This is a genomic window from Sphingomonas sp. Ell38C01 (assembly GCF_055231975.1).
In genome coordinates, this window is the sequence record NZ_JBUYVA010000001.1 from 1,197,850 (window position 1) to 1,210,769 (window position 12,920).

General features: G+C 70.0%; 10 protein-coding genes. 3 read left to right on the forward strand and 7 right to left on the reverse strand.

Annotated elements, in window-relative coordinates; all coding sequences use genetic code 11:
- The first annotated feature begins 16 nt into the window (after positions 1–16).
- A complete protein-coding gene (locus tag ACV7NO_RS05610; RefSeq protein ID WP_463405029.1) occupies positions 17–1,060 on the forward strand; it encodes an alanine racemase in 1,044 nt (347 codons plus the stop codon).
- A gap of 15 nt (positions 1,061–1,075) precedes the next feature.
- Here the strand turns inward: ACV7NO_RS05610 and ACV7NO_RS05615 are convergent, their stop codons facing one another.
- The 4 genes from ACV7NO_RS05615 to ACV7NO_RS05630 form a co-directional block, all read right to left on the reverse strand.
- Positions 1,076–2,053, reverse strand: coding sequence for a 2OG-Fe(II) oxygenase (locus ACV7NO_RS05615; RefSeq protein ID WP_463405030.1), 978 nt, complete (start codon positions 2,051–2,053; stop codon positions 1,076–1,078).
- Positions 2,054–2,139: 86 nt separating this feature from the next.
- Positions 2,140–5,388, reverse strand: a complete 3,249-nt coding sequence (locus ACV7NO_RS05620) for a TonB-dependent receptor domain-containing protein (protein ID WP_463405031.1) — start codon at positions 5,386–5,388, stop codon at positions 2,140–2,142.
- A 235-nt stretch (positions 5,389–5,623) separates the two neighbouring features.
- Positions 5,624–6,811, reverse strand: a complete 1,188-nt coding sequence (locus tag ACV7NO_RS05625; protein ID WP_463405032.1) for an acetyl-CoA C-acetyltransferase — start codon at positions 6,809–6,811, stop codon at positions 5,624–5,626.
- A 27-nt stretch (positions 6,812–6,838) separates the two neighbouring features.
- Positions 6,839–7,897, reverse strand: coding sequence for an alpha/beta hydrolase (locus ACV7NO_RS05630; RefSeq protein ID WP_463405033.1), 1,059 nt, complete (start codon positions 7,895–7,897; stop codon positions 6,839–6,841).
- A 15-nt stretch (positions 7,898–7,912) separates the two neighbouring features.
- Here ACV7NO_RS05630 and phaR point away from each other — a divergent pair, with 15 nt between their 5' ends.
- On the forward strand, positions 7,913–8,476 hold the full coding sequence (gene phaR / locus ACV7NO_RS05635; protein WP_463405034.1) for a polyhydroxyalkanoate synthesis repressor PhaR: 564 nt from the start codon (positions 7,913–7,915) through the stop codon (positions 8,474–8,476).
- 32 nt (positions 8,477–8,508) lie between these two features.
- Complete coding sequence (locus ACV7NO_RS05640) at positions 8,509–8,685, forward strand: hypothetical protein (protein ID WP_463405035.1); 177 nt, start codon at positions 8,509–8,511, stop codon at positions 8,683–8,685.
- Here the strand turns inward: ACV7NO_RS05640 and ACV7NO_RS05645 are convergent.
- The 3 genes from ACV7NO_RS05645 to ACV7NO_RS05655 are packed head-to-tail and all read right to left on the reverse strand — an operon-like array spanning position 8,675 to position 12,898.
- Complete coding sequence (locus ACV7NO_RS05645; protein ID WP_463405036.1) at positions 8,675–10,147, reverse strand: hypothetical protein; 1,473 nt, start codon at positions 10,145–10,147, stop codon at positions 8,675–8,677. The genes ACV7NO_RS05640 and ACV7NO_RS05645 overlap by 11 nt on opposite strands.
- A gap of 16 nt (positions 10,148–10,163) precedes the next feature.
- A complete protein-coding gene (locus ACV7NO_RS05650) occupies positions 10,164–11,339 on the reverse strand; it encodes an aspartyl protease family protein (RefSeq protein ID WP_463405037.1) in 1,176 nt (391 codons plus the stop codon).
- 41 nt (positions 11,340–11,380) lie between these two features.
- Positions 11,381–12,898, reverse strand: a complete 1,518-nt coding sequence (locus tag ACV7NO_RS05655) for a hypothetical protein (RefSeq protein ID WP_463405038.1) — start codon at positions 12,896–12,898, stop codon at positions 11,381–11,383.
- Positions 12,899–12,920 lie beyond the last annotated feature (22 nt).

Genomic DNA, 12,920 nt, shown 5'->3' on the forward strand with positions numbered 1-12,920 from the left:
CGCTAACCGATCCGGCATGATCGTGTCCCCGAACCGCCTGCGTCTCGATGGCGACGCGCTTGTTGCGAACTGGCGCGCGCTGGCGCGGATGGCGGGCGGCGCGGCGTGCGGGGCGGCGGTGAAGGCCGACGGCTATGGGCTGGGCGCGCGGGTGGTCGTGGCGAAGCTGGCGGCGGCGGGGTTGCGCGACGCGTTCGTCGCGACGTGGCGGGAGGCGGCGGCGATCGCGGATTTTTGCGCGGATCGGGGCGTTACGGTTTCGGTACTCCACGGCGTGCGCGAGGAGGACATGGCGGCGGCGGTGGCGATGCCGGGGGTGCGGCCGGTCCTCAATACACCCGCGCAGGTGCTGCGATGGCGCGGTGCGGGCGGCGGCGCGTGCGACGTGATGGTCGATACCGGAATGAACCGGCTGGGCATCGCGCCGGAGGACATCGCGGAGGGGCTGCTCGACGGTCTGGCGATCGGGACGCTGATGAGCCATCTCGCCTCCGCGGACGAGGATAGCGCGATGAACGACGCGCAGCGCGCGCGGTTCGCGGCGCTTGCGGGGCGGACGGGGGCGCGGCGGATGAGCCTGGCCAACTCGGCGGGCATCGCGCTGGGGGCGGGCTATGCGTTCGATCTCGTGCGGCCGGGGCTGGCGTTGTACGGCGGCGTGCCGCGCGGCGAACTGGCGGCGGCGATCGTGCCAGTCGTGACGCCCGAGGCTCAGGTGCTCCAGCGGCGGCGCGTGCCGGCAGGGGGTGTGGTTGGCTACAACGCGACGTGGACCGCGCCGCGCGACACCGAGGTGGCGATCCTCAACATCGGCTATGCGGACGGATATTGGCGGGGCTTTTCGAACGCGGGCGTCGCGCGGGCCGGGGGGCGGGCATTGCCGGTGATCGGGCGCGTGTCGATGGATCTGGTCGCGATCGACGTGACCGGCGCGGATGTGGGCGAGGGCGACTGGGTGGCGCTCGACTATGCGCTGCCGGTGGCGAGTGCGGTGTCCGGGATGTCGCAATATGAGCTGCTGACCGGGCTGGGCGCGCGGTTCGATCGGGTGTGGTGCTGAGCACCATGCGATGCGTCAGGGGACGGCCGCGATCGTCCAGGGATCGACCGGCGCCTGCCGGATCCAGCGCGTGGCGAGCCACTTCGCCCCGCGCGTCACCGGCAGGCCTGCGTGGCGGGTGCGGGGATCGGGACGACCGTCGGGCAGGACGTTCGTGAACACGATGGCGTCCCCGCCGCGTGGCGTGACGGTGACCCCGGCGTCGGGAAACACGGTCTCGCCGCCGCCGAACCCTTCGTTGAGGTAGATGAGCACGGTCGTGGTGCGCTGGTTCCCGGCGCCGGCGATGGTGTCGAGATGCGGGCGATATTGCTGGCCGGGGCGGTAGCGCAGGATCGTCAACGGCTCGCCGCACGCGATCGGGGTGCCGCTCGCGAGGGCGACGCGGCGGTTGATCGCGCGCACGACGAGATCCTCGCGCGTCGGGCCGATCGCCATGCCGTCCGAAGTGCGGACCGGATGGGCGATGCGCGCGCCGGTGCGCGGATCGAGGACGCTGGCAGGCTCCAGCAGTTCCGCCGACACCGACGCGAGATGCGCGCATTCGGCGGGGCTGAGCAACGCAGGGTAGCGGACGATCGAGGGGGTGGCGGACAGGATGTCTGCCTCCGGCAGATCGGCCGGAGTGCCGTCGTCCGTGAGGCGCATCGCGCGCAGAAGGTCCTGATGCGCGGCGGCGACCGGATCCCCCTTCGCCGCGGTGGCGAGCAGCGCGACCGCCCGCGGCCAGTCGGCCGGCGCACCGGTGCCGTTCGCGGTCAGCGCGATTTCCATCAATGCGCCGTCGACATGCCCGATCGCGACGGCACGCCGGATGAGCGCCCGGGCGGCGGCGAAGTCGCGCGGCACGACGTCGCCCGCCAGATGCCACACTGCCATTTGCATCAATGCGCCGACGTCGTCGCGGTCCGCCACGGCGGTCAGCGCGGCGATCGCGTCGGCACGACGACCGGCGGCAGCGAGAGCGAGGGCGTGGTGGACCGGATCCTGCATTATCGCGTCACCCTATCGCCAAAGGCGGGCAAAGAAAAAGGGCCGGGGATCGCTCCCCGGCCCATGATCGCAACGATCGCTGCGGATCAGAACTTCGCGGTGGCGCCGATGAAGCCGAAACGCCCGCGGTTGTCGTAGATGCCCGAGCCCGAGCCGACGCCGGTCAGCCCGTAGGGCGGCTTCGTATCACCGATGTTGGTGATGCCGGCGTAGATGTTGAACTTGTCGTTCACGTCGAAGCTGGCGCGCACGTCGTTGTAGACGACGATCGGGTACTTCACGACCTCGGCATAGTCCGGGTTCTCCGGCGGATTGCCGTTGACCGAATTATAGTCCTCGAACGTGTTGATGTACATCTGACCGATCCAGCGCAGCGTGTGGCCGATGCTGAGCTTGCCGAACTTCAGGTCGGTGCTGATGTTGAACGCATCCTTGGGATCGCCCAACTCCTGCGAGATCACGTTCTTGAACGTCGGGATCAACGGGTTCGTGAAGTTGTCGCGCTGGATCACATGGGTCCAGATGCCCTTCATGTTGACCTGGCCCCAGTCGAACTTGTGGACGTAAGCGATGTTGGTGTCGACACCGCGCGCCTTCAGCTGTGCGAAGTTCGCCGAGGAGTTGAGCAGCGTCCCCTCGAGCACCCGGAACGGCTGCTCGCCACGCGGCCCGCCACCGGCACCGGCGCGCTGGAACAGGCTGCAGAACGGGTTGTTGAGCGTCGGCGAGTCGTAGCAAAGGTTCAGCGCGGTCTGCGGGGCGACCGCGGTGATGACGTTGTCGACCTTGATGTCGTAATAGTCCGACGAGATCGTGAAGCCGGGCACGAAGCTAGGCTGGAACACGCCGCCGAGCGTCAGCGTCTTCGACGTTTCGGCCTGAAGCGTCGGGTTGCCGCCGCTGCGGATCTCGAGCGACGACGTATAGACGAAGTCGTAATCCGCCGGACGGCCCGCCGCGTTGCAGTTCGCGACGCGATTGGCCGACCCCGTCTGGAGGTTGCGTGCCGAGCACGGATCCAGCGGCGCGGGCGTGAAGTTCTGGCTGGCCGGCGAATAGAGCTCACCCAGATACGGTGCGCGCACCGCCTTGCCATAGGCGCCACGCAGCAGCAGATCACGGGCAGGACGCCAGTTCACACTGCCATTATAGGCGTAGACCGTGCCGACATTGCCCTCGTACTTGGCGACGCGGCCCGATCCGTTGACCGTCAGTTCCTTCAGCAGGAAGACGTCCTTGACGAGCGGGATCGAGAGTTCGCCGAACGCTTCCTTCACCTCGAACGCGGGTGAACGGAAGGTCGGGATCGCGTTGTAGAACGCATAGCCCGCCTGCGTCACCGCATCGAGATCGTAGCGCATCGTCTCACGGCGATACTCCGCACCGATCGAGAAGCCGATCGGGCCGCCGGGCAGCGAGAATAGCTTGGCGAGCGAACCCGACACGAAGCCCTGCGCGACGAACTGCGTGGCCTTGCCATTCGCGGTGGTGGGCACCGTCAGATACGCCTTGGCGGCGTCGCTGACCGACCCTTCGCCGAACGGGTTGAGCGGAACGCAGGCCGCGATGTCCGCGGCGAGCACCGCAGGATTGCCCGCGCGATCGGTGCCGGCATAACGGCTGTCGATCTGCGAACGACAGACGATCTGGCCGGCGGCGTTCCGCGCGACGTCGTTGGCGAGCACGAACCGCTGGCGGTTCACGTTGCCGGTGATGAGGTTGTCTTCCTTGTGCTCGCCATAGTTCGCCGAGATTTCGTAGTTGAAATCATCGAAGAAATCGCCGCGGACGCCGGCGACGGCACGGAAGGTTTCGCGCTTGATCTGCTCGTCGCGGGTGCCAAGATCAACCCAGTTGCGGCGTACCGAGAAGCGGAACGTGCCGGCTGCCACCTGCGCGAGCGCCGCGGCCTGATTGGCAAGACCCGCGGCCGTGGTGCCGAAGGCGGTGCCGGTATTGGGGTTGACGCCTGCGTTGATCGCAGCGGTCAGCTGCTGCTGGACGACCGAGCGAGCGGATGCCGTCAGGTACGGGTTGTCAACGCGAACGCCTTCGCGGTTCACGGTGCTGCCGCCATTCACGTAGGACCGATCAGCGAAGCCCGCGATGGTGATGCCGTCGGTCAGCGTCTGGCCCTGCGAGAAGAACGGCCCGCTCTGCGAGCCCGATGCTTCGGTGCGGACATACTTCGCCTCGATGAACGGAACGAACGCGGGCGAGAACTCGAAGTGGCCGACCAGATTGGCGACGTAGCGCTTCGTATCGGGCGACAGCACGAGCAGGCGACCCTCGCGGCTGGTGGTGCCGTTGCCGCCGACGAAGTTGCCGTTCGGGCCGAGGCCGACGCGCAGGCCGGTCTGCGGGGTCAGCGAGCCATCGGGATTGAACAGATAGGCGCAGGTGAACGAGCTGCCGACCGAATCATTGCCGCAAGGCGCCCCTGCCGTATTCGGGTAGCGGATGCCGAGCTGGCCACCCAGCGAGATCGTGGTGCTGCGCAGATCGCGGTAGAACAGGCGATCCTTCACGTCGTCGAACGGCGCACCGGTATCGGTATCGACCGCGACGAAGTTGTCGTTGCGGCTGAGGTTCGGGCGGCCCGACGCGTAATAGTCGCTCTGGTGGGCGAATTCGAGGTTGATCGCGATGTTGCCGCGACCGTCGGCGAAGTTCTTGCCCGCGACCGCCGAGATGTACTGGTTGCCCGCGTCGCCATATTTGCTGACGCCGTTCTGGCCGTGCAACTGGAAGCCGTCATAGCTGTCCTTGAGGCGGAAGTTGACGACGCCGGCGATCGCGTCCGACCCGTAGACCGACGAGACCGCGCCGGTCAGGACGTCGATGCCCTCGACCAGGTCGGTCGGGATCGTGTTGATGTCGACCGCGTTGCCGTTGTTGATGATGTCCGCCGTGACCTGACGGCGACCGTTGATGAGCACCAGCGTGCGCGCCCGGCCGAGGCCGCGAAGGTCGAGGAAGTTCAGACCGCGGACGCCCAGGCCCGAGGTCGAGTTCTGCGAACCCAGCGAGCTGCGCAGCTGCGGGAGGTCGTTGAGGACGTCGCCGATCGAGATGCGGCCGGAATCGAAGATGTCCTGTGCGCTGACGGTCGTGACCGGCACCGGCGAATCGTCGTTCGGGCGACGGATGCGCGATCCGGTGACGACGATCGCGCCGCTTTCCGCGGCGGGCTCGCCGGGCTCCGTGGTCGCCTGCGCGTCGGCGGTGGCGGCGGCCTGCGGCGTCGGCGCGCTGGCCTGCGCGCCTGCCGCGGTCGGCAGCGTCACTGCCGCGAACCCGGCAAGCGCGGTCGCGCAAAGGAGCGTGGTCTTCATGGTGTCGTGATCCCCGTCTGGATGGGCTTTTGCCCGTTCAGGCTATGGAAAGGTTCCACAGGGGTCGGCGCAACCTTTTAATGAGAACCACAGATGTAGTCGATTTCCTTCTCACCGCTTGTGTTGCACGGATGTGACAGATTTCTAAAGCGGCGCAAGAACATGCCATCGCGCCGCCACGGGACGACAGAAAGAAACTGAGACGATCGTATAATATCTAGTGCACAGAGCGCGCTCAGCGCTCCACACACATCGCGATTCCCATGCCGCCACCGATGCATAGCGTGGCGAGGCCCTTCGTCGCGTCGCGCTTGCCCATCTCGTAGATCAGCGTGGTCAGGACGCGCGCGCCCGAGGCGCCGATGGGATGGCCGATCGCGATCGCACCGCCGTTGACGTTGACCTTGTCGGCGTCCCAGCCAAGCTCCTTGCCGACCGACAGCGCCTGCGCGGCGAACGCCTCGTTCGCCTCGATCAGGTCGAGGTCGGCGATCGTCCAGCCCGCCTTTTCCAGCGCGCGCTTCGTCGCGGGGACGGGGCCGATACCCATGATCGAGGGATCGACGCCGGCCGACGCCCAGCTGCGGATCGTCGCGAGGATCGGGCTGCCGCGCTTCTCCGCTTCGGCCCGCGTCATCAGGACGAGGGCCGCGGCGCCATCGTTCAACCCGCTGGCGTTGGCGGCAGTGACGGTGCCGTCCTTCTTGAACGCAGGGCGCAGGCCAGAGACCGAATCGAGCGTCGCGCCGGCGCGGATATATTCGTCGTCGGCCACGATCGTGTCGCCCTTGCGGCCCTTGAGGGTGACGGGAGCGATCTCGTCCCTGAAGCGTCCGCCCGAGCGCGCGGCCTCGGCAAGGTTCTGCGAGCGGACCGCGAAATCGTCCTGCTGGCCGCGCGTGACCTGATACTGCTCCGCGAGGTTTTCCGCGGTGATGCCCATGTGATAGCCGTTGAACACGTCGGTGAGGCCGTCCTTCACCATCGTGTCGACGAGGCTGAGGTCACCCATCTTCTGCCCCGCGCGCAAGGTCTGCGCGTGCGCGGAAAGCGACATCGACTCCTGCCCGCCCGCGACGACGATCGTCGCATCGCCGGTCTGGATCGCCTGAACCGCGAGCGCGACGGCACGGAGGCCCGAGCCACAGACCTGGTTCACGCCCCAGGCGGGCACCTCCTTAGGAATGCCGGCGGCCATCGATGCCTGGCGTGCGGGGTTCTGGCCCTGCGCGGCGGTCAGCACCTGGCCGAGGATGACTTCGGAGACGTCCTCGCCCGCTACGCCGGCCTGTGCCAGCGCGGCCTCGATCGCGATGCGGCCGAGCTCGTGCGCGGGGGTCGCAGCGAATGCGCCGAGGAAGCTGCCGACCGGGGTGCGCTTGGCGGCGGTGACGACGACGTCGGCGGCGGTGTTGGCGGACATGAGGCGCTCTCCTGCGATGGTTGTTCGCTATCTAGCCGCGGGGAGCGCAGTTAGCCAGTCCGCGAGCGGTGCCCGGAGCTGGGCGCGGGCGCGGCTGCCGACGATCATCCCGACATGTCCCGCGCCGACGTCGCGGCGATCGGCGAGCCCGGCGGCGGTGGCGGCGGGCACGATCCGGTCCGACAGGGACACGAACTCGACCGCCGGGCAGGCGAGCGCGGACAGGTCGCCACCCGCGGCCCCCCCATCCATGCCATGGGCCCCGCGCGCGATCATCGCGAACAACTCGGCACCCGCGGCATAGGGGAGGGGTGCGCCGGCGTTCGCCCAGTCCTCGAGCCGGACGAAGGCGCGGGCCGCGTCGCTCGAAGGGTCAAGCGCGGCGAACGCCTCGTACTTGGCGATGGTGCGCGCCGGATCGAGCCTCCAGAAGCCGGACTGGAGGACTTCGACGGGGACGAGGCCGAGCGCTTCGCAGGCGGGTCGGGCGGCGTGCCACAGCGCGGCGATGTCGGCGCGCGCACGGTCGCCATAGCCCGCGAAGTTCCAGGGTGCGGCGATCGTCGCGACGCCTCCGACGGGGATGCGCAGCGCGGCGGCGAGCGCGATCGTCCCGCCGAGGCAATAGCCGACGAGGATCGGCGGGCGGGGCAGCTTGGCAAGCAGCGGGCACAGGACCTGTTCGACATGCGCCACGATGTCGCGCCCGCGATCGGCGGGGGTCGGCGTACCCCAGTCGACGAGCCAGGCGCGGAAGCCGAGCGCGGCCGACCAGCGGACCAGCGAGGTGTCGGGCGACAGGTCGAGGATCGTCGGCGGATTGATGAGCGACGGGATGAAGACGAGGTCCGGCCCCGTTCCGCCGTGATCGCGCAGGCGGGCGCGGTGACGGCGCAGTCGCGCGGGGGCGGGGCGGGGCGGGCGCTCGCGCGGCGCCTGCTGATACGCCGCGAGCCCGGCAAGCGCGGCGGCGCGACGAGCAGGCGATGCTGCGGTCTCGCTGCGCAACATGTCGAGGAACAGGGGCAGCGGACGCGGTCCGTGTTGCGGTGCAGAAAGAATCGCGGTAGCGCTGGTGGATAGCATCGTCGGGGGCCCGTGATGAAGAAGCAGCATTCGGGTGACGGCATCGTCATCATCAAGAAATACGCCAACCGGCGCCTCTATAACACCGAAAGCTCGTCCTACATCACGCTGGACCATCTGGCGGCGATGACGCGCGAGGGACGCGAGTTCAAGGTGGTCGACGCCAAGAGCGACGAGGACATCACGCACAACGTGCTGACCCAGATCATCATGGAGGAAGAAGGTCGTGGCACGCAGCCGATGCTGCCCGTGAACTTCCTGCGCCAGCTGATCTCGATGTACGGCGATTCGATGCAGGCGATGGTGCCGGGGTATCTGGACGCGTCGATGGAGAGCTTCCGTCGCAACCAGACGCAGTTCAAGGAAGCGGTGGAGGGGGCGTTCGCGCATTCGCCGTTCGCCGAGATCGCCAAGCGCAACATGGCGATGTTCGAGGCCGCGGCGAGCGCGTTCAAGCCGGGCAGCGCGGGTCTGTCCAGCGCGACGGCCGCGTCGCACGCGAGCAAGGACGACGAGATCGCCGCGCTGAAGGCGGAACTGTCGCGGTTGCAGGACAAGGTCGACAAGCTGGGCCAGTAGGCCATGCGGGGCGAAGTTGAGAGCCGGTGCCGGTGACGTGGATCGCGAGCGGTGTCGCCGCGTCCGTCGCGGTGGTGGCGGGGCTGGCGGACCGGCGGCGAGAACGCCGCGTGGATCCCGACCGCGTCGGGTGGGTCGACTGGCGAACGGTGCAGATGGCGGCGCTGGGCGCGGCGATGATCTGTGCCGGGCTGGCGTTCAGGGCCTGAAGCGCAGGTCCCGGCGGAGGTAGACGACGGTGCGCCATGACGCGCGCGGGGCCGAGAAGACCGGGCGATAATCGCGGGCGAGCGTGGCCTTGACCGCCAGGACGCTGCCCGGATTCCAGATCGAGAGACGGCGCGACGCAGTGACGATGACGGGTGGACGCGCGGCAAGGATGCGGCGGACCTCGCCCGCCTCGTCGATGCCGGTCGCGCCGCGTTCGGTGGCGTAGGCGAGCAGGTTGGGGAAGGCATAGGCGGTCGGCAGGCAGGTGTCGGCGAGCCGGTAGGTGATCGTGTCGCCGATGAAGACATAAGGGCAGCCGCCGCGCGTGTTGTTCGCGACGACCTGTGCGACCGCGCGGGCGCCGTCCTCGTCGTCGGGCTGGAAGGCGCGTTCGACGACGCAGAGCGTGAGTGCCAGCCCGAGCGCCGCGACGAGCGCGCGAGGCGAGCGTCCGAGTGTCGGCGCGGCGACGACCGCGAGCGGCGCCAGCAGCGGCAGCGCATAATGATCGAAGAAGGTGCCGATCGCGAGGAAGCCTGCGCCCGCGACCGCGACCCAGAGGAAGGCGAGCCGCATCGCCTGTCCGGGCGCGCCGGTCCGCGCACGCCGCCGCCAGGTGAAGCCCGCGCACAGGATCAGCGGAGCCAGCTGCGCGAAGATGCCGAGCAGCCGCATCGCGAGCTGGTCCGCGGGATAGCCCGCGCGCTGGAAGATCGAGGTGACGTTGGCGAACCACCAGGCGTCGAACGCGCCGTGGGCGGCATACCATCCCGCGGCGGCGAGTGTCGGCGCGAGGCCGCATGCCAGCCACAGCAAGGCGGCGGCGAGGCGTGCGGGCCACGTCGCGCCCGATCGTGCATGCGCCCACAGATACGCGCAGCCGAAGAAGGCCCCCTCGACCGCGGGCGTGTATTTCATCTGGATCGCCAGCCCGGCGAGCAGGCAGGCGAGCGCGCCCGAGGAGACGATCCGCGCCTGTTGCCCCGCAGCCGCGCGGCGGGGGAGCGCGAGGACCGAGAGCGCGGCGAGCGCCATCGGCAGGTTGTAGAAGACCGGCGACTGGCCACCGCGTCCGCCGAGCAGCGACAGCCCGATCAGGTACATCGCGCCTGCCGCGATCGCGCCGCGATCCTGCGCGCCGATCCGCAGCGCGGCGGCGCGGACGGTCACCGCGGTGGCGGCGGCGGCGGCGCAGGCGGCGAGCTGATAGGCGAGGATACCATCGCCGGGAAACAGGGCGAAGACCGCGTAGAGCAGGAACAGCCCGATCGGCTTCCTGTCCCAGATGTCGACATAGGGCACCGCGCCGTGAAGCAGGCGATCGCCGACGAGGAGGTAATATTGTTCGTCGACATGGATCACGGGATTGCCGAAATCCCAGACTCGCAGGACGACCGCGAGCAGCAACAGCGCCGCCACCCCGCCGCGAAGCCGCGGAGGCGCGGCGTGGCAGGGCTTCACCGGCCGGCCGGGGGCTCTAGTAGAAATGGCGGAGCGTCAGCTGGCGCGCGGTGCCATCGCACAGCCCGAGCGCGACCACGCGGCCCGGCGTGCCCGCGGACCAGGTGGCGAGCGGGCTGGTCGCATAGTCGCCGGGGACGGGCTGGCCGTCGATCCGGCAGATCGTCTCGCCCTCCTTCCACCCCGCCGCCTCGGCGGGGCCGCCGCGCATGACGTGGAGAACCCGCAGGCGATCGGCGTCGAGCCCGACGAGAAGCCCGCTGGTCGATCGCAGGGGGGCGACGTTCGCGCCCTCGCGCGCGCTGAGCACCATGTGGCCCGCGCGCGGATCGAGCAGGACGCGGTAGTTCTGGAGGAAGCCGGAACCGATCCGCCCCGCGACGCCGATCGATTCGGAGAAGCCGCCCGCGGGCTCGACCCGGACCTCGACGTTGCGCGCGGTCAGCTGGCCGACGCGCAAGGTGGGGACGATGCCGATCGTGCTGGTGACCGCGCCGGCGAGACCATAGGAGATCGCGGTCGTCGTCGGGATCGCGGGCAGCCGCGCGGTACGCCATCCAGCGGCGGTGACCGTCACCGACGATCCGTCGCCGGTATCGACGACCATCGGCGACAGCCGGCGCGCGCCCAGCACCATCTCGCTGACATAGACCAGCCGGTCGCGCGAGATCGACAGCGGCGCGCTGACCCCGCGGAACGGCATCCGGCCCGAGGGGAGCAGGCGGAAGCGCTTGGCGGCGTAATCGATGTCGAGCGCGAACCCGCCCGTCAGGTCGCGGCCGACGAGCAGGTCGACGGGCTTCGCGCTGCCGGTGGCGAGCGCGGGGAGCGCGGCGACGCTCAACCCTCCGCCGCTGCGGGTGAGCGCGCCCATCGCGATCGTCTTCGTGCCGACCCAGCCGATATCGACCGCGCCGCCGATCGCGGTCGCGCTGCCGCCGGGCGCGGTCTGCGTCTTGCTTTCGTCGGTATAGCGGCGCGCGAGCACCGAATAGCTGACGCCGGTATCGAGGATCGCGGTGACGGGCTTGCCGTCGACGCGCATCTCGAAGCGGATCTGGTTGCCGGGCGTCAGGTCGAACGGGACCCAGCGCACCTCCGCATCCGCGGCGAGCGTCGCGGTGGTGACGGAGCGCGTGGCTGGCGCGGCGGCGACCAGGGCGAGCAGGGGGAGGATCAGGACAAGACGCATCGGTGCGTCGCTTGTAGCGAACCGTTCGCCGGGGGGAAGCGTCACATGCCGCTGTCGGCGAGCGCGCGGTTGATCCCGAGCGGCGCGGCGCGCGCACGGGACGCGGCGTCGCACCCGCCGGGGCGGTGATAGAGGCAGGCCGCGGCGATCGCGGCGGGAGCGGCGGGATCGGCGTAGTCGCCGACATATTCGCCCGCGGTGGAGCGGCAGGCGATGCGCGCATAGCCGGCGGGGACGTCGGCGGCGCGCGCGCCGGTCGCGACGATCGTGTCGAACGCGCCCGACAGGTCGCGCGCGGCGCGGCGCTGGTCGGGGAAGCGGCGGTCGAGAATGACGAGCGGGACGGGGCGGTTCAGCGCGGTGTAGCCGCCGAACTCGGAGATCGGCAGGCCGAGGATGCCGACGCCGCAGACGGGCGCGCGGCGGATGTCCGCGAACGTCTCCATCGCGGCGGCGCGCGCGGTCCACAAGGGTCGGTGGTCCCAGCGGGCGGCGAGCGTTGTGGAGGTGGCGAGCCAGGCGAGCGCCGCGGCGATCGCGGCGGCGTGGCGGTGGCGGGGCGGGATGCGTGCCAGCAACTCTGCGGTGCCGATGCCGGCGAGGATCAGGGTCAGGCCCTGGCCGAGCAGGAGGAAGCGATATTCCTTGTGCGCGATCAGGCTGTGCAGGACGAAGTGCGCGAGCGCGGCCCAGGCGAGCGCGGGCTGGCGGCGTGCGCCTGCGGCGGCGGCGATGAGGATCGGGACGGTGGCCCAGCCCCACATGCTGCCGACGACGCCCAGATAGGCGAGCGGGCCGGACTCGCCGAACGCGGCGGCGCGGTTCAGGACCAGGTTCTGGCGGATGTTCTCGACGAGCCACGCGAAGGGCATCGCGCCCTGTGCGACGTCGGCGAGCGCGGAGGCGGCGAGCGCGATCGCGGCGCCGGCGAGAAGCGGCCACCAGCGCGCGCGCCAGTGGGTGGTCGCGGCGAAGACGCAGAGGATGGCGAGCGCTGGGGCGTACTGGAAGCGCAGCACGCCCGCGAGCGCGATCAGCGCGCCGGCTGCGACATAGCGACGGGGCGCGGTGCGTGCGGCGAAGAGGAGCGCCGCGCCGCCGGCCGCGGCGGCGAGCGCGGCGGACTCGCCGATCGGGTGCGCGGCGAAGGCGACGAACTCGTACCAGGTCGCGGCGATGAGCGCGGCGAAGATGGCGTGGATCCGCGAGGCGCGCGCGCCGAGCGTCCAGGCGGACGCGACGATCGTCGTCGAGGCGGCGACCATCGCGAGGCGGGGAAGGAGGAGGTAGAGCGATCTGCCGGGCGCCAGCGCGTCGCCCAACCACATCGGCGCGGCGAGCAGCGACGGGAACAGCCAGCCGCGCATCCCGACGCGGTACTCCCAGGTGACGGCGCCGTAGCCGAACACGATCCGGTGCGCGGCCTCGAGATACTGGTAGATCTCGTCGGGGTGGTGGGTGGCGGGGGAAGCGAGGGTGGCGAGGCGGAGGGCGAGGGCGAGCGCGAGGAGGGCGGCCCAGACCCCCCATTTCCGCTCGATGTGACGCAATCCATCCACAACCGTTCGCCCTGAGCCTGTC

What these genes read in the sequence shown, in the direction of transcription:
- ACV7NO_RS05610 (WP_463405029.1), top strand. Translation starts at nt 17, where the DNA reads ATGATCGTGTCCCCGAACCGCCTGCGTCTCGATGGCGACGCGCTTGTT.
- ACV7NO_RS05615 (WP_463405030.1), bottom strand. Translation starts at nt 2,053, where the DNA reads ATGCAGGATCCGGTCCACCACGCCCTCGCTCTCGCTGCCGCCGGTCGT.
- ACV7NO_RS05620 (WP_463405031.1), bottom strand. Translation starts at nt 5,388, where the DNA reads ATGAAGACCACGCTCCTTTGCGCGACCGCGCTTGCCGGGTTCGCGGCA.
- ACV7NO_RS05625 (WP_463405032.1), bottom strand. Translation starts at nt 6,811, where the DNA reads ATGTCCGCCAACACCGCCGCCGACGTCGTCGTCACCGCCGCCAAGCGC.
- phaR (WP_463405034.1), top strand. Translation starts at nt 7,913, where the DNA reads ATGAAGAAGCAGCATTCGGGTGACGGCATCGTCATCATCAAGAAATAC.
- ACV7NO_RS05650 (WP_463405037.1), bottom strand. Translation starts at nt 11,339, where the DNA reads ATGCGTCTTGTCCTGATCCTCCCCCTGCTCGCCCTGGTCGCCGCCGCG.
- ACV7NO_RS05630 (WP_463405033.1), bottom strand. Translation starts at nt 7,897, where the DNA reads ATGCTATCCACCAGCGCTACCGCGATTCTTTCTGCACCGCAACACGGA.